We start from the raw sequence: 21611 nt of genomic DNA on the forward strand, positions 1-21611 counted from the left end.
GAAATTCCCTCGGGGTAGCTGTCTGCTACGATGGATGCCGTGGACGGCAAGCCAGGGCTACGGGAGCGGAAGAAGCAGCGGACCCACGCGGCGATCTCCGACGCGGCGATCAGGCTGTTCCTCGAACACGGCTTCCAGCAGGTCTCGGTGGCCCAGGTGGCCGAGGCGGCCGAGGTGTCCAAACGGACGCTTTTCGCCTACTTCCCCTCGAAGGAAGACCTCGTGGTGCACCGCCTCGCCGACCACGAGAGTGAAGCCGCACGCGTCGTACGGGCCCGGCCGCCGCGCACCGCCGCGCTGACCGCACTGCGCGAGCACTTCCTCGACGGGCTGCGCGAACGGGACCCCATCACCGGTCTCAACGATCATCCCCAGGTGCGCACCCTCACCCGGATGATCCTCGACACGCCCTCACTGGTGGCCCGGATGGAGCGGTTCAAGGCGGGCGCCGAACGCGCGCTCGCCGAGGCCCTGCGGGAGACGTCCGGCATCCCGGAACTCACGGCGCGGCTGGCCGCCGTCCAGATCGTCGGGGTCCAGTGGGCCCTGGCGGGGGACAACGCCGAACGCCTCGCCCACGGAGAATCGGCCGACGCGCGCTACCCGGGTGCGGTGGCCGACGCGGAACACGCGTTCGCGCTGCTGGAGAACGGACTGCGGCAACCGACCCGGCGGCGGTGACGGGCCGCCCCCGAATGGCAGACGGCGACGCCGAACGGCAGACGGCGACGCCGGCCGGCGGGCCGGACCGGCCTTCGGCCTGCGGACCGGTCGGCGGGCGGGGCGCGGCCGGCTGTCCCGTCCGGTCCTACGGCACCCAGCGGTAGACCAGCACCTTGTTGAAGAGGTCCTCCTCGACGGTCACCAGGTACTCACCGGTGGAGCGCCGCACCGCCGAGACGCCGTACGGAATGTCGACCCACCCCGTCCGGTCGGCCCCGCCGACGGTGCCGTCCGGGACCCAAGTGCCCACGGCCGCCCCGTCGCCGGCCCGGAAGACCCAGACCTTGCCGCGGGTCTGGACGCCCACGCTGAAGACGTAGTTTCCCGCCCAGGCGAGCCCCACCGTCGTCACCAGCGGCGTGGTCGAGGTGTCCCAGGGCAGTTGGATGGTCCAGGTCGGCGTGCGATTGCCGGTGCTCCAGCGGTCGTAGCGGGCGAGGACCTTGCCCGCCTCCTTCCAGTAGGCGTTCTCGAACGGGGCGGTCGGCGTGTAGCCGGACATATACATGACGTCGGTGACCGGGTCGTAGCGCAGCCTGCGGACGGTGGTGAACGGCGCGGGCAGCGGGATCGTCACCATGCTGGCGTAGTCGTACACCGGGTTGCCCTGGCCGTCGAAGCCCTGGAGGGGGTAGCGCCGCAGATCGCGGTCCCCGCCCTCCCAGACGTCGCCGTCGGTGTCGACGAACCACACCCAGCAGTTGCCGGGGGAGTTGAGCCCGGTGCCCGGCTGGAGGTATTCCCCGGCCTCGAACGCGCCGTTCCCGCTCATGTCGCGCCAGATCCACTGGCCCTTCTCGGGCTGGTACGGCGGCCAACTCGGGTCGTCGCCGGTCCAGTGCTGTTTGAAGAAGGCCCCCGAGGGTTTCGCTATCTCGCCCTCGAAGCGGTAGACGAGCAGGTGCGAGCAGTACATCCCGGTGACGTACATGTACAGGGAGCCGTTCATCCGCACCAGGAACGGCGAGGCCGCATGGTGCTGGTGTCCGGTCAGGAACAGCCGGGCGTCCTGCGGGTACTTGACCGAGTCCAGCGAGTAGCCGCGCAGGGCCGCGTCCTTGCCCGGCGGCTTGCCGACGTCAAGGCGGAAGTGGCACTGCTTGGTGTAGACGTCCAGACCGTCGGACTGCGGATCGAAGTCCGCGGCGTCGACGAACGCGCAGCCCATGAGCTGCCAGACGGGACTGCCCGTCGGGTCGAACTTGCGGATCCACGAGCCGAACTCGCACGTCGCCACGTACACGTTGCCCGCCGAGTCGCCGCCGACCCCGCTGATCCCGAAGAACTTGTCGGCGATGTTCCGGCCCGGGGTGCCCGCCCCGACGCCGCCGGCCTGGCCCAGGCTGCGCGACAGCACCGGAGTCCCGGACAGGTTTCCGTAGGTGTGGACCTGGCGGAGCGGGCCGTTGTCGCCGACCAGCAGGTCTCCGTGGACGTCGATCGCCAGCGAGGTCGGGATCCAGTCCTTGGACGGTCCGCTGATGGTTCCCGGCAGCGCGCCGCCGGTGTTGGAGAAGTGCAGGACGCGGGCCGGCCGCGCGGGATCGACGTGCCAGAAGTGCCCGTCGCCGGTGTCGCGGGTGATGTTCTCCACGACCCAGATGCCCCCCGCGGCGTCGATCGCCACGGCGCCGGGCTGGTTGACGCTCCAACTGCGCAGCAGGGTCCCGGTGGCCGCGTCGAAGACCTTCACCTGGTTTGCCACCCGGTCGGTGGCCACCACCTGCGTCGCCGACGCGGCTGCCGCGGCCGGCGGGCTGCCCACGGCGAACGTCAGTGATGTGCCGGTGCCGTTGAGGTTGAACCGGGTCAGCCCGTTGCCCACGGACAGATACGCGTACGACCCGCTGACCGCGACCGCGTCGCCGTTGGCCCCCTTGCAGTTCCCGACGAGGTGCCCGTCCTTGTAGATGCCCGCGTAGTTGCCGCCCTCGTCCCAGAAACTGACCGTGTAGACCGTGCCGTCCGCGGTGACGGCGATGTCGAAGACGAAGTCCTGCACCCATTCGGTGGCCCCGGGGAAGGAGTTCCCGATCCAGGAGGTGACGACGCCCGTCGTGGTGGCGGCCGGGGAGGCACCCGCCGCCGGCCCGGCGAGGTCCGTCCGCGCGGTGCCGGGTGCGGCCGCCGCGGTGGCGGCACCCCCGGCGGAGAACGCACCGGCCAGGCCCACGGCGAGCGCGGCGTTCGTTCCGTAGGCGAGCGCCTGACGACGGGTGAGGGCACCCTTGCCGGATGCGGGGAGGTTCCGGTCCGGTTTCCTGTCGCTCATGATCAGGATCCTTTGTTCGGCGAGCCGCTTCCGGCTGATCAAAGGCAAGTGACCGTTCACGTGACTGTGTTGAAGCTAGAACCCGCCGCGAGACGCGTCAATCCATGTGCACCGCCTTCCAAAGGGACGATCGTGATCCTTATGATGCGGAGGACTTCAAGTGAGCGATCACGGACAGGGGTTCCGCGTGTCCCAACGGCCGACCCTGCGCACCGTCGCGGCCGAGGCAGGGGTCTCCCACCAGACCGTCTCCCGGGTGGCCAACGGCGACCCCACGGTCACCGACGAGGTCCGCAGCAAGGTGCTCGCCGCCATGCGCCGGCTCGACTACCGGCCGAGCGCGGGCGCCCGCGCCCTGGCGAGCGGACGCACCGAGGTGGTCGGCGTGGTCCTCCCGCACAACCCCGACTTCGCGTTCTCCAACGACCACCTGATCCGTCTGGTCGGCGGCGCGGACCAGGAACTGGCCGCCCGCGGCTACGGCATGCTCCTGTCCACCCGGGAGGAGCCCGACGACGCGGCCTCCGCCCACCGCCGCTTCACCCGGCGCCGCCAGGTCGACGGCCTGCTCGTGGAGGCCGGACTCGGTGGCGAGGCGCTGCCCGCGCTCCGGTCGGCCGGCTATCCCACGATCGTGATCGGTTACACCGACGAGCAGTTGCACTGCGTCCACCCCGACGACGAGGGCGGGGCCTACGCGGTCGTCCAGCACCTGCTCGCCCTCGGACACCGCCGGATCGGTATCGTGGGCGGGCCGCCGGAGAACCGGCTGGCCATGGCCGCCCGGCTGCGCGGGCTGCGCCGCGCCTTCGCCGACGCGCGCCGTCCGCTCCCCGACGACCTGATGGAGAGCGGCGACTTCACCACGGCGTCCGGCCATGCCGCGGCCGGACGGCTGCTGGCCCGGCCCGAGCCGCCCACCGCGATCTTCGCGTTCAACGACGGCATGGCGTTCGGGGTGCTGCGCCGGCTGCGGGAGGACGGACTGGCCGTGCCCGGTGACGTCTCGGTCGCGGGCTTCGACGACACCGCCGCCGCGGAACTCGTCGACCCGCCGCTGACCAGTGTCAGCCCGCACAGCGTCGAGGTGGGCCGGCGCGCGGCGCGGATCCTGCTGGACCTCCTGGAAGGACGTCCGCCGGCGCTGCGCGAGAACGTCGTGCCGAGCACCTTGAAGGTGCGCGCGTCGACCGCCCCGCCCCGCCCGGCGGACTGACCACGGGAGCTGGCCTTCGCCGACCACGGGCCCGACGGCCGGAGGTCCGGCGATCAGAGGTCCCGACGGGCGGGCGCCCGGCCGCAGTTGGCTTCCCCGTGCTACCGGCTCGGGCCGCAGTCGGCTCCCCGCCGCTACCGGCTACGGACGTAGCCGGTCGGCTTCCCGCTGCCACCGCTCCGGTGGCAGCCGGCTTCCTGGCGCAACCGGCCCCGGACACCCGGACGCCCCGCCCGGACGCCCGGAAGCCGACGGGACCCGCGCCGGAGCGGACTCGGCCGGGAGCCGGACCCGGTTCTCCACGCCGGGCCCGGGCACGAACGCCGACAGGTACCGGTCGCCGCCTGCGGCGGACGCCGGGACCCGGGAGCGACCGGACCTGCCGAGGGTGTCCGGCGTCCGGGAGTTCCCACGGACCGGGCCGGCCCGCCCGTACGGGGAGGCCCCGGAGCACCGCCGTGTCGCTTTGGGCTCCGAGGACCCGGAGGGTTCGCGCGGACGGGCCGGTTCGCGGCCCGGCAACCCCCACACGCACGGACCCGTGCGGCGGCAGGCGCGGACGACGGACCGCTCGCACCGGCGTCCGGCGGACCCGTGCGCGCCGCGGGTGACGCGCCCGTCCGGGACGGCCGGGCCGGGGCGGAACGGGCCCTTACAGAAAGGGTCCGAACCGGCCCCGGACCCGTCGCACGCAGGGCATTCGGACCCGTCAGAGCGGTGGTCGGCATGGCGTAGGGTGACCTTCGCGGCCCCGGCGGCCGTAGGGTCGTCCGCGAGACGACCTCGGCGGCCTCTTGGCGCCGTGCGCCGAGAGGAGCGTTCCGTCCATGACCACACCGAGGCCGAGCACCGCCAGGCCGCGGCGTCCCACGATGGTCGATGTCGCCCGCGAGGCCGGTGTCAGCCTCAAGACGGTCTCGCGCGTGGTCAACGGAGTCTCGTCCGTCGACCCGGAACTCGCCGAGCGGGTGCTCACCGCCGTGGCCCGGCTGGGGTTCCGCCGCAACAACATGGCCCGCGACCTGCGTTCGCGCAGCACCTCGGCGACGGTCGGACTGCTGATAGAGGACCTCGCCAACCCGTTCTACGCGGGCATCGCCGCGGCCGTCGAGCAGTGCGCCCTGGAGAACGACACGCTGCTGATCACCGCCAGTTCGGAGGAGGACGCCGAACGGGAACGCCGCCTCCTGCTGCGGATGTGCGAGAACCGGGTGGACGGGCTGCTGGTCGTCCCGGCGGGCAGCACCGCCGACCACGCCTATCTGCGCGCCGAGATCGAGATGGGCATCCCGGCCGTCTTCCTCGACCGCCCGCCGACGAACCTGCGCGCCGACACCGTGCTCATCGACAACGAAGCGGGCGCGCGGGCCGCGATCGAGCACCTGGTGGAACGCGGCCACGAACGGATCGGCGTGCTGTCGGACTGGCTGAGCATCCACCCCATGGCGCGACGGCTGGCGGCCGCCGAAGAAGCCCTCGAACGGGGCGGGTTGCCCTACCGGCCCGACCTGATCAGATACGGCCTGCACACCCTGGCGGAGACCGAGGCGGCGGTCGGGACGATGCTCGCCGGGACCGAGCCGCCGACCGCCCTGTTCGCGCTCAACAACCGGATCACGCTCGCCGCCCTCGGCGCGCTCAACCGGCTGGGGCGGGACGTGGCCGTGATCGGCTTCGACGACTTCGAGACCGCCGGTCTGATGGCCCGTCCGCTCACCGTCGTGTCGTACGACGTCCGCGCCATCGGAAGGATCGGCGCCGAGCTGCTCTTCCAACGGATAGCGGGGGACAAGTCCCGGCCGCGGACGGTCGTGGTCCCCACGACGCTGGTCGAGCGCGGCACCTCCGGCACGCCTGCGGCGAGTTGATCCACCGTCAGGCGGTGGCACGGAGCTTGTCGAAGCTCTAGGCAACGTTGTCTCGGATGGCTATGGTTCACGACTGGCCCCCGAAGGGCGACAGGGCGGGCCGCCCGGCGGTGTGATCCGGCGCTTCTAATTCTGCTGATATCAACCGCCTTGGGGTCTTTTGCCGTCAGAGGCAACGTTGTCTCACTGCTCTTGTCCCACTGCTCTTGTCTCACTGTCCTTGTCTAGGCCCGCACCTCGGAGAGGAACGGCGATGGCGGACTTCATGGATCTGGCGCGGTTGTGGGCCGGCCATGACACGGTGTACGCGCACGGCGTGGCGGTCAGCCGGCTGACCGAGGGGCCGCGCCCCGATCTCGAGCAGGACGCGGACGGCGCGGTGATCCATCTGCCGGCCGCCGGGACCGCGACGACGACCGTGCTCCGCCTGGACGTTCCGCTGGGCGACGCCGTCGGCTACTGGCACCCCGCGGCCGGCTGGGACCGCCACCTCACCGCCGACTGGGCGAGCCCCTGGCGCGCCGTCGGCCTCGTCGACTCGGCGCCGCTGGGCTGCCTCCACGACTCGGCGGGCCGGGCCCTGCTCGCCTTCGCGGCCGACCGGGTCACCGCGACCACCCGGATCCGGTTCGGCGTCCACGAGGAATCGGCACGCTTCGGCGTCTGGCTGGCCATGGACCTGGCCCCGGACGAGCACTGCCGGATCCGGGTCAGGGCCGCCGGACAGCCCGTCGCCGACGCGTTGCGCGCCCTGACCGCGGCGCTCGCGCCCGGCGACGCGCTCCCGGTGCCCGAGGCGGCCCGCACCCCGGCCTATTCGACGTGGTACTCGCTGCACCGGGAGGTGGACGCGGCGCGGGTCGAGGCCGAGGCCCGGCACGCGGCCGAGGCGGGCTGCGGGGTGCTCCTGCTGGACGACGGCTGGCAGTCGCGCGCCCAGGGCCCCGGCTACTCCGGCAGCGGCGACTGGACGCCGGACCCGGCGAAGTTCCCCGACTTCGCCGCGCACGTCCGCACCGTGCAGGGCCTCGGCCTGCGCTACGTCGCCTGGATCGCACCGCTGCTCCTGGGCGAGCAAACCGAGGCGTACCGGAGGCTGCGCGACATCGCCCCGCACGCCGTCCCCAGGCTGTCCTGCCGGGTTCTCGACCCGCGGCGCGACGAGGCACGGCGGTTCGTCGTCGACTCCTGCGCCGAACTCGTCGGCCGGTACGGCCTGGACGGACTGAAGATCGACTTCCTGGACTTCGCGATGGCCTACGCCGACGAGCACGGCGGCCCGCCCGGCCCGGACGTCGGCCCGGCGCTGCACCGGCTCCTGACCGAACTGCGCGACCGGCTGCGCTCACTGCGCGGCGACGATCTGCTCGTCGAACTCCGCCAGCCCTACACGGGCCCCGGCATGCTCGGCTTCGGCAACCTGCTGCGGGCCGGCGACTGCCCGGCCGACACGACGGCGAACCGGGTACGGACCCTCGACCTCCGCGCCGTCGCGACCAGGGGGTCCGTCCACTCGGACATGCTCATGTGGGACCCCGGCGCCCCCGCGCGGACAGCGGCCCGGCAACTCCACTCCGCCCTGTACGCGACACCTCAGATCTCCGTCAGGCTGGCCGAACTGACCGCGGAGCACCGCGCGATGACGGCGTTCTGGCTCGGATTCTGGCGCGACCACCGCGACGTCCTCACTCAGGGTGAACTCCGAGCCGGACGCCCCGATCAGCTCTACGAGACGGTGAGCGCGAGCGACGGACGACGGGCCGTGCTCACCTGGTACGCCGAACACCGCTGCGCCCCACTGCACCTCGACGGTCTCACCGAGGCCGCGCTCGTCAACTCCACCGCCGCCGCGCACGTGCTCGTCGACGTCGGCAGGTCCGCCGTCGAGGTGCACCGCGACACGTACGACGCCTGTGGCCGGCCCGCCGGGTCGGCCGTGCAGACCCTGCTTCCCGGCCCGAACCCGATACCCGTCCCCCCGTCCGGTCTGGGTGTGCTCAGGCCGGTGTCGTCCGGGGAATTCCCGCGCTGACGTTTGGAGAGGTCCGCTCGTGTCAGACAGCCAAGAACGACGTCCTCGCACCACTACGGCATCGCCGGCGCCCGGCGAGCTGTCCCGCCGCACCCTCGTCGGCCTGGGCGCGGCCACCGCCCTCGGTGTCACCGCCGGCGGTGCCCTGGCTCCGCGCGCCCTGGCCGCCACCGCGGCCGGCAGCCCGGCCGCCGCGTCCGCCGCGTCCCCGGTCACCGTCGCCTTCTCCGACCCCACCGGTCTCTACCCGGTCTGCGGCGACAGCCCCGCGACGCCCGACCTGCTGGTCACCGTCAACAACCCCACCGCGACGAGCGGGACCATAACCTGGTCGATAGCGGCCCGGCTCGGCGAACCGCTGCGCGGCGGAACCGAGACGTTCACCGCGGCGGCCGGGACCCCCGGCACCGTCACCATCCCGCTCGGATCCCTCGACCCGGACCACTACACGGTCACCGCCACCGTCACCGACGACGCGGGCACCCGGCTCTTCGCCGACACCCTCGGTCTCGGCGTGATCCGTCCCGCGGCCGAGGGACGGCGCCCGCAGTCGGTCTTCGGCATGGGCATCCGCCCGGAGTCCACCCCCGCCGTCACCCAACAGATCGCGCAGCGCATCGGCGTGAAGTGGACGCGGGGCATCGACGCCGTCCAGCCGGACCTCGTGTCCCCGGCCCGGGGCGTGTTCTGGCAGCAGCCGCGGATCGACGCGGCCCGGGCCGAGATCGCCGAATGGCACCGGCACGGCATCGAGACCCTCGGCGGCATCAACTACAACATGTCGTGGAACGTCCAGCCGGGACCCAACGGCGAGCCGCTCAAGCTGTACCAGAACCGGCCCAAGGACATGGCCGCGCACGTCGAGATGGTCTACCACGCCATCGCCCCGCTCCAGGACCTCGTCACCAACTGGGAGCTGTGGAACGAGCCGTGGGTGCACGGCTGGACCTGGAAGACCGGCGACGCGCAGGACTACCGGGACATGTGCCGGCTGATCTGGGAGCGGGTGAAGCCGGAGTACCCGCACGTCAACCTGATCGGCGGCGGCTCGGTCTCGTACAACCGCGACATCGTCTACGCGCAGGGCTCGAAGGACACCGGATACATCGACGGCTCGGTCAACCACGCCTACGGCTACCCGGACGCGACCCAGTACGCCATGACCAAGACGCAGATCAAGATGGACAAGCTCTGGTCGCGGACGCACGGACGGGCCGGGCAGTGGCAGACCGAGCTGGGCACCGCCACCCGCTACAACTTCGCGGACCTGCCGCGGGAAGAGGCGGACTACGCAGTGGCCCGGACGCTGGCCCCGACCTATCTGCTGCACATGCTCGCCGGCGCCGAGGAGCGGTCACCCATCCGGATCTTCTGGTTCTCCCTGTCCTACGACAAGGGGTACTCCGGGGACGAATTCAACATCTACGACGTGACGACCAGGACCCCGCTGCCCGCGGTCGTCGCCTACGCCACGATGACGAACCTGCTCGAAGACTGCGAACTGCTCGGCGAGCTGTACCCGGACGCCAAGTCGACCTGGGGCTTCCTGTTCCGCGGTGCCGACGGCAAGGGGAGGGCCGCGGTCTACGCCGACCAGCTCTACGACGGTACCGACGAACACCAGGACGCGGGTCACACCGGCACCCTCACCCTGGACGACGCCCGGGGCATCCGGGCCTACGACCACCTGGGCCGCCGGCTCACGGACGGCACGTCGCGCCGCGTCACCCTGACCCTGAGACCGTGGGAGGTCGTCTACCTCGACACCGACCTGACACCCGAAGCGCTCAAGCACACCCTGACCGACGGCGCGCGGTTCGACTACGACGCCCCGTTCCAGGTCAGCCCGCTGCCCTTCGTGAAGCCGCTGGACCCGACCAGCACCATCGACGTCCGCGTGGAGAACGTGTCGCCCGGGGCCACGGACGCGTTGATCACCCTCACCCCGCCCGACGGCTGGCAGACCGACCGCCGCACCGTACCGGTCGGCGGGCTCCGGCCCGGCGAGTCCCGCGTCGTCTCCTTCCCCGTCACCCGGTACCGGCTCGACGACCACAACCGCTACGCCATCGGCTACGACGTCATGGTGCCGGGCCGCCCGGGCCTGCACCAGAGGGGGTCGCGAACCGTGCAGGTCGCCTACCTCCCGTTCCGGCAGATCACCGTCGGGGGGAGCGCGAGCCAGTGGAACGACGTCCTCCCGGTGACGATGACGAACGTGTCCGCGGCCGGTGACACCAGGACCTACACCTTCCAGGCCGCCTGGGACGACGCCTTCCTCTATGTCAGGGCCCTGATCGAGGACGACGCCCAGGTGTCCAACCCGCCGTTCCCGGCCGATGCGTACCAGTTCCCGTTCAAGGCGGACAGCATCCAGCTCGCCTTCGACGCCGTCGCCGACAAGACCGAGGACCTGCTGGCCGGCGACCTGCACTACGAGAAGTGCCTGCGGTCGGTCTCCCACCTGTTCGTCGCCACGCTGGCCGGCGGGGGCCGGTCCGAACTGCACCGGCAACTGGCGCCCGGCACCAACTACCAGACCTACTACCCGACCAACGCGCCGCTCGCCACCCCGCTCGGCCCGATGGACGCCCAGCCGGCCGCCGGCACCGAGGGCCGCGTGCTCGTCTCCCGGGCCGACGGCGCCGGGCTGACCAGGTACGAGATCGCCCTCGCCTGGAGCCAACTCCCGGAATTGGCCGCGGCGGTGAAGAAGGCACCGCCCGCAGGCGTCACCCCCATGACCTTCGCCGTCCAGGTCCAGGACTCCGGGACGACCGGCCGCGGCGCCACCTACTGGACCACGCAGTCCGCGCCTCCCGCCTCGGGCTGCTACAACTTCGCCCCGTTCTGGGGCACGGGCGCGCAGTTCACCGGCGGACGGGTCGACACCCGCTGGGGCATCGGACGCTGAGCGTTTCGCCGGGACGGGCCGGAAAGCGCCGCCGTGCCCCAGCCGACGGGGGCGCGGCCCGCGGCCGGAATCCACGTCCCCCCTCACCGCCGCCCCGGCCGAGGGCGGTGACCGGCCTCTCACCCTCTGGAGCCATATCCGTGAGCGACACCACCGACAAGCCCGCCGAGCCGCCCTGGGCCCAGCCGTCCGGCGTCCGGATCACCGCGGTCCGGACGATCCTCACCGCGCCGGCCGGCACGACACTCGTGGTCGTCCGGGTCGACACCGACGAACCCGGTCTGTACGGACTCGGCTGTGCCACCTTCACCCAGCGGGCGGCGGCGGTCGCCACCGCGGTCGACGAGTACCTGGCACCCCAGCTGATCGGCCGGGACCCCGCGGACATCACCGACATCGCGGCGACCTTGCACGTGAGCGGCTACTGGCGCTCGGGCCCGGTGCTCAACAACGCGCTGTCCGGGGTGGACATGGCGCTGTGGGACATCAAGGGCAAGCAGGCGGGTCTGCCCGTGTGGCAACTCCTCGGCGGCCGGTGCCGTACCGCCGTACCGCTGTACGCGCACGCGGCCGGCCGGGACGCCGAGGAGACCGCCGACGAGGTACGGGACCTGATGGCCCAGGGCTACCGGCACGTGCGCTGCCAGGTCGCCGTCCCCGGCGCCGGCACCTACGGAGCGCCGGCCGCCGACGCCCCCGCCGGGGCCCTTCCGCCGCTGACCCCCGGTGCCTGGGACCCCGCCGCCTACCGGCGCACCGTAGGGGGGCTGTTCGAGCACCTGCGGCAGGAGGTCGGCACGGAGGTCGAACTCATCCACGACGTGCACGAACGCGTCCACCCCACGGACGCCGTGCGGATCGCGCGGGACCTCGAACCGTACGACCTGTTCTACCTGGAGGATCCGGTCGCCCCGGAGGACATCGAGTGGCTGCGGATCCTGCGCGCCCAGTCGGTGACGCCGATCGCGATCGGTGAACTGTTCACCAACCCCGCGGAGTACCGGCCCGTCGTCCAGGAACGGCTGTGCGACTTCATCCGTGTGCACATCTCCGCGATCGGCGGCATCACCCCGGCCTGGCGGCTGGCGGCGGCCTGCGAACTGTTCGGCGTACGGACCGCCTGGCACGGGCCCGGCGACGTCTCGCCGGTCGGCCATGCCGCCAACCTCGCGCTGGACCTCGCCGCCCCGAACTTCGGGATCCAGGAGCAGCATCTGTTCGGGCCGGCCGTGCGCGAGGTGTTCCCCGGCTGCCCGGAGATCCGCGACGGCCACCTGTGGCCGAGCGCCGAACCCGGGCTCGGCATCGACCTCGACGAACGCCTGGCCCGGACGTTCCCGCCCCGGTCACCCGCCCCCGGTCGGACGTGGCGTCCCCCGCGCCGGGCCGACGGCGCCCTGCAACGCCCCTGACCGACGTCCGAAGGAGCACGCCCATGAGAACCCGCACACCCGCCACGATCCTCGCCGCGACCGCGGCCTTCGCCGTCGTCCTCAGCGGCTGCACCACGCCGGCCTCGGACGCGGGCGGCGGAGCGCAGCGGAACGTCACGCTGACCGTCGCCGAGTGGACGAACCCCGGAGCGGTCGAGTTCACCAAGAAACTCAACGCCCAGTTCGAGAGGGAACACCCCGGGGTCAAGGTCAGACTACAGACCGCGCCGACCGCCAACGCCGCCTGGCAGCAGCTGTGGAACAGCATGCTGCAGTCCAAGTCGGTCGACGTGCTCGCCCAGTTCGCCCCCACCCAGCAGGGCTTCGCACCCGACTACACCGACCTCGAACCCGGCGGAGCGGCGGCCCTCATCGCGTCGGGACAGCTGACCGACCTCAAGGACCAGCCGTTCATGAAGAACTACGACCCGGCGGTCCAGGCCGCCGCGGTCGGCCACAGGAACGGCGTGTACGGCGTGATGGCAGCCGAGTACGTCGGCGCGGGCGCACTCTGGTACAAGAAGGACCTCCTCGCCCAATACCACCTGTCCGTCCCCACCACGTTCCACGAGTTCCTGGACGCCTGCGAGACGCTCAAGAAGGCCGGGGTCACACCGATCTTCGTGTCCGCGAAGGACGGCATGCACGGCGGCGTGTGGCAGGGCGTCGCCAACCAACTGCTCATGAAGGGGCACCGGCCCGCCGAGTCCGTGCAGGTGTCCGAGGACCGGGCCACCGCCTTCTGGAAGGGCACCCAGTCCTGGACCGACCCCGTCTACCAGGAGATCTCGCGGCGGCACCAGAAGGTCATGCGGTACATCGAGCCCGGCGCCGCCGGCGTGTCCCAGCAGACCGCCCCCGGCGTCTGGGCCGCGAAGACCGACGACTACCCGTTCCTGCTCGACGGCTCCTGGGACGGGCTGACCATCCAGCAGGCCGACCCGAAGCTGAACATCGGCTTCTTCACCCTGCCCGGCACCGACGAAGCCGCGGACAACCGGGTCGCGTTCAAGCCGGACCTCACCTGGGTCGTGCCCACCACGGCACCCCACAAGGACCTCGCCATGGAATGGCTCGCCCTGTTCTCCAAGCCGGAGAACTACCAGCAGTGGCTGGCGTCGACCGGCTCCATCTCCACCCAGCCCGCGCTGAAGAACACCAGCCTGCCGTGGATGGACTGGCTCAACACCCACATGGACGACGCCTTCCCGCAGCTCACCAACCCCTGGGTCCCGGCCGGGGCACCCCTCGACGCCGCCGGTCCCGACCTCTACAAGCTGGCGCCGGTCGGCGGCGACAGCATCGACACCGTCCTGTCCCGCTCGGCCTCGGCCTACCGCAAGTCGGTCGGCGACTAACGGCCGCACCCTCGGAAAGGAGGCCCGGAGTGGCACGCTGCCCCTTCGGCACGCGACGGACACGGCGGTTCATCCCCTGGGCCAGCATCGCGATACCGGGCGCGGGGTGGCTCCTGTTCGGGCTCTACCCGTCGCTCGCCACCATCGGATACTCGTTCACCCGGTACTCCGGGCTCCCGGGCACCCCACTGAACATCTGCGGCCTGTGCAACTACTCGGCGGCCTTCACCTCGCTGTCGTCCGTGGTCGGGGACGCGGTCCGGGTGACCCTGGTCTACGTGCTCGGTGTGACTGTGCTGCAGACCGCGTGCGGACTGGGGCTCGCCCTGCTGCTGAACCGGCCCGGACGGTCGTACACCGTCTACCGCGCGATCATCTTCATGCCGCAGATCTTCTCGGTCGCGGTGGTCGGCGCGGTCTTCTCGCTCCTGCTCGACCCCTACTCGGGCCCGGTGGAGAAGATCGTGCACGGCATCTTCGGCACCACGTCCTCGTTCCTCGGCTCCGGCACCCTGGCGCTGCCCCTGGTGATCCTCGTGAACGTCTGGATGTTCTCCGGCTACTCGATGCTCATCTACATCGCCGGGCTGCGGAACATCCCGCCCTCGGTCTACGAGGCGGCGGCCATGGACGGCGCGGGCCGGCTGCGCGTGTTCCGGCACGTCACCTGGCCGCTGCTGGCCCCCGCCACCACGGTGACCGTGTTCCTGACCGCCATGGGCACCCTCGGCGAGTACGCGCTGCTCATGGTCCTCACCGGCGGCAACTTCGGAACCAAGACCCTGGGCCTGTACATGTACCAGTCGGCGTTCGGCGGTGACAGCCAGCTCGGCTACGGCTCCATGCTCGCCATGCTGCAGTTCTGCCTCACCGTGGTGATCGGCGGCGGCCTCCTGTTCACCCTGCGCCGACGGGAGATCTCGCTGTGAAGACCCGCGCGCCGTCCACCCGGACGGCCAAGGCCGCCGGTGTGAACCTGCTCTGCTTCTCCATCGCCGCCGTGCTGTTCGCGCTGCCACTGGTGTACATGCTGCTCCAGGCGTTCAAGACGTACACCGGGTTCCTGCAGAACCCCACCGGCCTGCCCGACCCCTGGACCACGGAGAGCTTCACCACCGCCTGGAAACAGGGGAACTTCGGACGGCAGATGATCAACAGCCTGGTCTACGCGATCATCCCCGACACGGTCACCCTGATCCTCGGCGTCTTCCTGGCCTTCCCCGTCTCCCGCGGCTACTTCAAACGCTCCAACCTGGTGTACACGTTCTTCATCTTCTCCGGGTTCCTGCCCGGCGGCCTCATCCCGCTGTTCATCGAGGCCCGCTCGCTCCACCTGTACGACAGCATGGCCGGGTACCTGGTCCTGACCAGCCTGTCCGGCGCCGGGTTCTTCTTCTTCGTCGGGTACATCAAGGGCATCCCCCGCGAGATCGACGAGGCCGCCGCGCTGGACGGCTGTGGCTATGTGCGGTTCATCTTCACCATCGTCATCCCCCAGATGAAGCCCGCCCTGGCCACGTTCGCCATCTTCGGGTTCGTGCACGCCTGGAACAACCTCATCCTGCCGCTGGTCATGCTCTCCGACGCGGCCCTGTGGCCGGTGACCCGCGGTCTCTACTCCTTCTTCGGCGAGTACACGCAGAACTGGCCGCTCATCGCGGCCGGCACCTTCATCGTCGCCGCACCCATCCTGCTCCTGTTCGTGCTGCTCCAGCGCTATCTGGTGGAAGGCGTCGCCGGCGGCGCCGCGTTCGGCACCCAGGGCGTCACCGCGGGCCCGCCTGCCGCCGGTGCCGGTGCCGGTGCAGGTGCCGGGAAGGGAGACGCGTCGTGACAGCCACGGTCACGCACTGGCCGGCGGACGGCGACCGGGTACGGTTCCGGTTCGCCGACGCGCTGCACCACCCGGAGTTCGCCTGGCCCAGGACGCTGCTGCACCACCCGGTCCGCTGGGCCGTCCCGGCGGTCCGCGCCGAACAGCTCCGGCTCGTCGACGCGGCCGGCCGGCCGGTGCCGTTCCAACTCTCCCAGGCGACCCTGACGGACGGCCGGCTGGCCTTCGCCGTGGTGTGCTTCTTCGCCGAACTGCCGTCCGGTGGGTCGTACGACGTCACCCTGTGCGCCGACGAGTCGCTGCCGCTCGCCGACGTCCCGCACCCGGTGCGGACCGACGAGGACGGCGACGGCCTCGTCGTGGACGGCGGGCCGCTGCGGATCCGGCTGCCCGCCGCGGGCCGCCACTCGGACGGAGCCGTGCCGGGGCCGGTACGGCAACTGGACCGCGGACACGGCTGGGTGGGGACGTCCGTGCTGCGCTGCGGCACCGAACGCCTCGCCCGCCTGGACGTGCGCCGGGTCGAGGCGGGCCCGCTGTTCGCGACCCACGAGATCCGCTACCGGTTCCTGAGCGGAGCCTCCTGCACGGCGACGGTCCGCTGCCTCGCGGGCTGCGACCACGTCGAGCTGTCCGAGGAGATGATCCTGCCGGAGGCCGCGCGGGCCGCCTGGGAGCTGAGCTGGGACGGCACCGCGCCGAGTCACCGCTTCTCGTCGACCTGGCCGCTCTCGCAGTCGCCCGCCGACCACGCCGATCCGGGAGCGCACGAGCTGTACCACTGGCTCGGCATCGACGAGCCGATCGTCCTCGGCGACAGCGGAGAGGACCCCTCGTTCTCCGGACCGGGCCGTACCGAACGCCCGGAGGCCGACATGGCCTTCACCGTCGGGCCCTACGCGCCGAGCCACGCCTGGAACGTCCGGCCGCACGCCACCTTCTGGGACGCGGCAGGCGGCGACGCGATGGGCGTCTTCATCCGCGACCACGCGCACTGGGACGACGGCACCTACGCGTCCTGGGCCTCGGCCGACACCCTCCAGATCCACTTCCGCCACGACGGAGTGCTGCGCTGGACCTGGCCCCTGCGCTCCGGCACCCGCCGCACCGCCATCGCCTTCTACGACCACGAACGCGACCTGGACGTCCTGCGCGCCCAGCCGCCCGCGATGGCCCACCCGTCCACCCGGGTGCGGTTCCTGCACCACTGGCAGGGCACCCTCAGCCTGGACCGGGTCAAGGACTGGAAGCTCAACTACACCGGAAGGCGGCCCCGACGGCTGTGCCGGGAGGGCGAGTTCCGCTCACCCGAGGAGTTCACCGCCGCGCTGTTCACCGGATCCGGCGGCCCACGGCTGATCGCCCACGGGGTCAACGAACACCCCGGGTACCTGAACATCGGCGGACGTCCGCTCCACGACCGGCTGCTCGACGGCTACGACCGGTTCGCCGACCGCCTCGCACCCGGCGAACGCGCCCGCGTCGACGCGCTGCTGCTGCTGACGGCCTACGTCTCGGCCGGCGAGGAGATCGGCCCGCTGCGCCGGATGCTCGGCGGCCACCCCAACTTCCTGGCCGACGCCAAGGCGGCACCGGCCTGCCTGGCCTGGCTCTACCCCGACCACGAGGCGGCACCGGAATGGCTCGCCCAGTTCGAGAAGTTCGTCGAACTGGCCGGTGTCTTCCACACCCGCCCGGCGCTGCCGACGCGCGGCGCCCGGCCCGGCCGCTGGACCGAGAGCCTGGCCACCTACGTCTGGGCCTTCCTGCGTCCCGTCACCCAGGCGAACGCCCTCGGCCGGCTCACCGACGGACACAACCGCCTGGCCACGCCGGAGCTGGCCGCGGTCGGCGACTGGCTGGTCAACGCCCTGACCGCGCCGGTCGACACCACCCCGAACGGCGAGCGGCGGCGACTGCATCCCGCCCAGGGGGCGCACGCGTTCTGGCCCCGGCGCCCACCCGTCGAACTGCGGCTGCTCGGCGAGGCCCTGCGCCGCTACCGGCCGCTCCTCGCCGAACACCTGCTGTGGGCGAGCGACGCCGCCGCCCGTCGGCTCGACACCCCGCCCGGCTCCCCCGACCCCTGGCGCGGCCTCGTGGAGACCGCCGGCAACCAGGGCACCAACCCGCACCTGACCAGCACGAAGTACACCGGATACGGCATCACGCTCCGCGCGGACGTCGACCGCCCCGGTGAGGTCGCGGTCTTCCTCCAGCAGGTGGACCGCGGCCCCAACTACCGCTGGGGCGTCGCCGACGGCAACGGCTGCGGACACCTCTACTACTACGCCGCCGGCCGCTCCTACAGCGGCCACGGCCCGGAGGACGCCGGTGACCGCAGAGCACCCGACGCCACCTTCGCCACCTCGTGCGCGATCTGGCAGGACGGCGCCTACCGGTCGATCGGACCGCACACCCTCGACTCGCCGCTCCACGACCTGGGCGGCGCCCAGTACGCGGAGATCACCTCCGACCCGGACGGCCCCGTGGGCGGCCTCTACCACAGCCGCAGCGTCCTGCTGATGGGCAGCGACTACCTCGTCACCTACGACTCGTTCGCGCCGAACCAGCGCATGGTGTGGACGTGGTCCGTACTGACCGGCGCCACCGGGCACGACGCCAACAGCTTCGACCACCTCGCCGAGCGCATGCCGTTCATCCACGTGGTGCGCGGGGTGCGCACGGACGGTGCCCTCGACGGCTCCTGGGCGACCGACGGGTCCCGCGGAGTGCGCCTGGAGGGCAGGGCCGACGGGGACAACGGCAACACCCTCGCGGTTGTCAGCCACCGCGACGACCTGAGCGTCGACCCCGAGCGGACGACACCGTGGGGGGCCCGGATCCGCACCCCGCACAGCCTCGACCACGTGTTCCGGTACGAGGCGGCGACCCATCTCCTGCCGCGGTCGGCCGAGTTCGCCGAGAACGGGCTGCGGTTCTCCGGGACGGCGGGCGCGATCCGTGTCTTCGACGACGGCCGGCGGGAGCTGGCGCTCTTCTCCGGCAGCGCCGTGGGAACGCCGGACGTGCTCCTGACCACCGACGACACGGCACTCGCCATCGGCCTCGGCTACCGGGACCGGCATCCCGCCGAGAGCCGGGGCGTCTACCACGCGGCGGCGGACACCTCGGTGTCCCTGCGGATCACCGGCGGGCTCGACCCCGCGGCCGTCTTCCACATCGACGGTGAGCGGGCACCGCACACCACCGTCGGCGCGGACACCCTCACCGTGCGGCTGCCCCGGGGCCGCCACCGCTGGGAACTGACCGGACGGCAGCCGGAGCCGATGCCCGCCCGGGTCGTCCGCACCGAAGCCGTCCGCGGTGGCGCGATCGTGCACTTCACCGCCTCGGCCGCCGCGACGAGCCACCTGGTGCAGCTCAGCACGGACGGCGACACCGCCTGGACGACGGCCGCCGAGGTGCCCCGGAGCCCCGTCCGGCTGACCGGCCTCACCGACGGGCAGAAGTACCACGTCCGCGTCGTCTCCCGAAACGACGACCGCCGGGCCGAGCCGAGCGCCGACCACCCCGTGTACGTCACCGGCGGGCCGCCCCAGCCACCGGACGGGCTCCGGCTCCGGCTCGGCACCGGGACGGTCACCCTCACCTGGGGCGAGGTACTGGGCGCCGGCCGCTACCGGCTCTACCGGCGCCGCAAGGGCGACCACGCCTACCGCGAGATCTTCGCCGGACTCGGCTTCCGGCACGTCGACGACGTCCCGGGCACCGTCCCCGGACACACCGGCCCGGAGGCCGCCGCGGCGGACGCGACCGTCCGGCAACGGGCCGAGCGGGCCCGGGAAACGGACAGGGAGGCGCACGAAGGAGGCGCGATCGTCCACGAGTACGCGGTGGCGGCGGAGAACGGCCACGGCGTGGGCCCCCGCTCGGCCCCCGTGGACACCGATCCGCACAGCTGGCGCCACTGGTACCCGCCCACGGAACTCGGCTTCCGCCGCGATCACACCTACCACCGGCCCCCCTACGCTCCCGTCGGCACCACCCCGCCGCCCTACGACGAGCAGGCCCCGCCCCCGCCGTTGCCCGCGCTCGCCGACCGTCCGGAGCGGACACCGTGACCCGGCAGCGGATCCTGGTCACCGGAGCCGCCGGCCGGATCGGCCGGGAGCTGCGGCCGCGGCTGGCCCGGACAGGCCGGACCCTGCGGCTGCTGGACATCGCCGAGATCAGGCCACCCGCGCCGGGGGAGGACGCCGAGGCGGTACGGGCGTCCTTCACCGACCCGGAGGCGATCGGCGCGGCCTGCCGGGACGTCGACGCCGTGCTCCACCTGGGCGGGCTCGCGGGCGAGGCACCCTGGGAGCGGATCGCCGAGACCAACATCGGCGGGACGCTGCGGGTGCTGGAGGCGGCGTACCGGCAGGGCGTGCCACGGGTGGTGCTCGCGTCGAGCATCCATGCCGCGGGGTTCCACACGCGGGACGACACGGTCGACGGATTCCTGCCCGCGGACGTGCCGCCCCGCCCGGACACCTACTACGGGGTGGGCAAGGCCGCCGGCGAGGCCCTGGGGAGTCTCTACCACTCGCGGTTCGGTATCGATGTGACCTGCCTGCGCATCGGTGCGTTCCGGCCGCGTCCGCTCACCCCGGAGGACCTGGCCGTCTGGCTGTCGCCGGGCGACGCGGCCCGGCTGGTCGAGGCATGTCTGAGCGCCGGGCCCGCCGGTTTCCGCGTCCTGTGGGGCATCTCCGGCAACACCCGCCGCTGGTGGTCCCTGGCGGAGGCGGAGGCCGTCGGCTACCGCCCCGAGGACGACGCGGAGCGGTACGCCGCCGCGGTCCTCGGCACCACCGCCTACGATCCGGCGCAACCGCGCAACCACCGGGTGGGCGGCGGCTTCTGCACGGTGCCGCTCGGCTGAACCGGCGCGCCACCGCGGCGGAGGAAGCCGATGCCCACCGACGCGCCGCACCAGTCGAGGCAACGTTGTCCCGGAGGGCGGCGAAGCACGCGGCTTCCCCGCCCTTCCCGGCCGAGTCAGCCGGCGAACGGCGTCGACGGCAGCCCCACGGCACCCGTCCCGCCGACCGCGAACACGGAACCCGCCGGGTCGTCCTGGGGGAGTGCCAGCCCCTCGCGGGCGGAGGTGACGTACAGGACGTCCAGGCCGGGGCCGCCGAACGCGCACGAGGACGGCTGGTGCACGGGCAGGGGGACCTCGGCGAGCAACTCGCCGTCCGGGGAGACGCGTACGACACGGTCCCCGCCCCACACGGCGACCCACAGGCACCCGGCCGCGTCGACCGTGAGGCCGTCGGGCATCCCGGCGTGCCCGGGGAGCCGGAACACGGTGCGCCGCCGGCCGAGGACGCCGGGGACGGGGTCGCCCGGATCGGTGTCGAAGGCGCAGACCTCCCCGGCGACGGAGTCGGCGAGGTAGAAGGTGCGCCCGTCGGGGCTCCAGCCGAGCCCGTTCGGCAGGGCCAGGCCGTCGAGGACCACCCGGCTCGTCCAGTCGGGCAGCAGGACGTGCAGGGCGCCCCTGCCGCGGGCGAAGTCCAGCGCGGTGCTCCCGGCCCACAGCCGGCCGCGGGGGTCGCACTTCGCGTCGTTCATGCGCTCGCCCTCGGGCAGGAGCGCGAGCCGTACGGTCGCCGTGCCGTCGGCGTCCACCGAGGCGAACCCCTCGGCCGTCGCGGCGGCGAAGCCCCCGCCGCGCCGTGGCACCGCGGCACCGACCTGGGTCGGCAGGAACCGGCTGGTGGTGCGGCCGGTGACCGGGTCGCTGGTGTGGATGTGTCCCGCCGGGATGTCCACCCAGTGCAGCCGGCGGGCTCCGGCGTCCCACACCGGTCCTTCGCCGACGCGCGCTCTCGCGGGGATCGCGACCTCTGCCGTCATCCGGAGTCCTCCGTTGTCTCAGGCGTTGTCTCGGGCGTCGTCTCAGGTTCCACGGCCGCCTGGGAGTGGGTGCGCCGTGTGCGGTGGGAC

At 72.4% G+C, this 21611-nt stretch carries 13 protein-coding genes; 11 read left to right on the top strand and 2 right to left on the bottom strand.

Annotated elements, in window-relative coordinates; all coding sequences use genetic code 11:
- Window positions 1-30: 30 nt before the first annotated feature.
- Window positions 31-681 carry a TetR/AcrR family transcriptional regulator gene (locus ACFY2B_RS29130; protein WP_390766033.1) on the top strand — a complete coding sequence of 217 codons (651 nt, stop codon included), beginning with the start codon at window positions 31-33 and terminating at the stop codon, window positions 679-681.
- Between the two features lie 127 nt (window positions 682-808).
- Here ACFY2B_RS29130 and ACFY2B_RS29135 read toward each other — a convergent pair whose 3' ends face one another.
- Window positions 809-2995 carry a hypothetical protein gene (locus ACFY2B_RS29135; protein ID WP_390766034.1) on the bottom strand — a complete coding sequence of 729 codons (2187 nt, stop codon included), beginning with the start codon at window positions 2993-2995 and terminating at the stop codon, window positions 809-811.
- Between the two features lie 187 nt (window positions 2996-3182).
- Between ACFY2B_RS29135 and ACFY2B_RS29140 the strand changes: the two genes are divergently transcribed.
- From ACFY2B_RS29140 to ACFY2B_RS29185, 10 genes are all read left to right on the top strand, one after another.
- On the top strand, window positions 3183-4211 hold the full coding sequence (locus tag ACFY2B_RS29140; RefSeq protein ID WP_390766035.1) for a LacI family DNA-binding transcriptional regulator: 1029 nt from the start codon (window positions 3183-3185) through the stop codon (window positions 4209-4211).
- An 827-nt stretch (window positions 4212-5038) separates the two neighbouring features.
- On the top strand, window positions 5039-6079 hold the full coding sequence (locus tag ACFY2B_RS29145) for a LacI family DNA-binding transcriptional regulator (protein ID WP_390766036.1): 1041 nt from the start codon (window positions 5039-5041) through the stop codon (window positions 6077-6079).
- Window positions 6080-6332: 253 nt separating this feature from the next.
- On the top strand, window positions 6333-8111 hold the full coding sequence (locus tag ACFY2B_RS29150) for a glycoside hydrolase family 36 protein (RefSeq protein WP_390766037.1): 1779 nt from the start codon (window positions 6333-6335) through the stop codon (window positions 8109-8111).
- Between the two features lie 19 nt (window positions 8112-8130).
- The gene (locus ACFY2B_RS29155) at window positions 8131-11025 is read left to right on the top strand and encodes a hypothetical protein (protein WP_390766038.1); all 2895 of its coding nucleotides are present in this window, start codon (window positions 8131-8133) and stop codon (window positions 11023-11025) included.
- A gap of 140 nt (window positions 11026-11165) precedes the next feature.
- A complete protein-coding gene (locus ACFY2B_RS29160; protein WP_390766039.1) occupies window positions 11166-12437 on the top strand; it encodes an enolase C-terminal domain-like protein in 1272 nt (423 codons plus the stop codon).
- 23 nt (window positions 12438-12460) lie between these two features.
- Window positions 12461-13816, top strand: coding sequence for an ABC transporter substrate-binding protein (locus ACFY2B_RS29165; RefSeq protein ID WP_390766040.1), 1356 nt, complete (start codon window positions 12461-12463; stop codon window positions 13814-13816).
- A 29-nt stretch (window positions 13817-13845) separates the two neighbouring features.
- Complete coding sequence (locus tag ACFY2B_RS29170; RefSeq protein ID WP_390766041.1) at window positions 13846-14745, top strand: carbohydrate ABC transporter permease; 900 nt, start codon at window positions 13846-13848, stop codon at window positions 14743-14745.
- Complete coding sequence (locus tag ACFY2B_RS29175) at window positions 14742-15650, top strand: carbohydrate ABC transporter permease (protein WP_390766042.1); 909 nt, start codon at window positions 14742-14744, stop codon at window positions 15648-15650. Before ACFY2B_RS29170 ends, ACFY2B_RS29175 begins: the two co-directional genes overlap by 4 nt.
- Window positions 15647-19735 (top strand): hypothetical protein, encoded by a 4089-nt coding sequence (locus tag ACFY2B_RS29180; protein ID WP_390766043.1) that lies wholly within the window; start codon window positions 15647-15649, stop codon window positions 19733-19735. Before ACFY2B_RS29175 ends, ACFY2B_RS29180 begins: the two co-directional genes overlap by 4 nt.
- On the top strand, window positions 19732-20541 hold the full coding sequence (locus tag ACFY2B_RS29185) for an NAD-dependent epimerase/dehydratase family protein (protein ID WP_390766044.1): 810 nt from the start codon (window positions 19732-19734) through the stop codon (window positions 20539-20541). Before ACFY2B_RS29180 ends, ACFY2B_RS29185 begins: the two co-directional genes overlap by 4 nt.
- Window positions 20542-20657: 116 nt before the next feature.
- Here the strand turns inward: ACFY2B_RS29185 and ACFY2B_RS29190 are convergent, their stop codons facing one another.
- Window positions 20658-21521 carry an SMP-30/gluconolactonase/LRE family protein gene (locus tag ACFY2B_RS29190; protein ID WP_390766045.1) on the bottom strand — a complete coding sequence of 288 codons (864 nt, stop codon included), beginning with the start codon at window positions 21519-21521 and terminating at the stop codon, window positions 20658-20660.
- Window positions 21522-21611 lie beyond the last annotated feature (90 nt).

Source organism: Streptomyces sp. NPDC001270 (genome assembly GCF_042896695.1).
Taxonomy (GTDB): domain Bacteria; phylum Actinomycetota; class Actinomycetes; order Streptomycetales; family Streptomycetaceae; genus Streptomyces.

Excerpts from the sequence above, each read along its gene's own strand:
- ACFY2B_RS29130 (WP_390766033.1), top strand. The coding sequence starts at position 31 with ATGGATGCCGTGGACGGCAAGCCAGGGCTACGGGAGCGGAAGAAGCAG.
- ACFY2B_RS29135 (WP_390766034.1), bottom strand. The coding sequence starts at position 2,995 with ATGAGCGACAGGAAACCGGACCGGAACCTCCCCGCATCCGGCAAGGGT.
- ACFY2B_RS29145 (WP_390766036.1), top strand. The coding sequence starts at position 5,039 with ATGACCACACCGAGGCCGAGCACCGCCAGGCCGCGGCGTCCCACGATG.
- ACFY2B_RS29150 (WP_390766037.1), top strand. The coding sequence starts at position 6,333 with ATGGCGGACTTCATGGATCTGGCGCGGTTGTGGGCCGGCCATGACACG.
- ACFY2B_RS29165 (WP_390766040.1), top strand. The coding sequence starts at position 12,461 with ATGAGAACCCGCACACCCGCCACGATCCTCGCCGCGACCGCGGCCTTC.
- ACFY2B_RS29190 (WP_390766045.1), bottom strand. The coding sequence starts at position 21,521 with ATGACGGCAGAGGTCGCGATCCCCGCGAGAGCGCGCGTCGGCGAAGGA.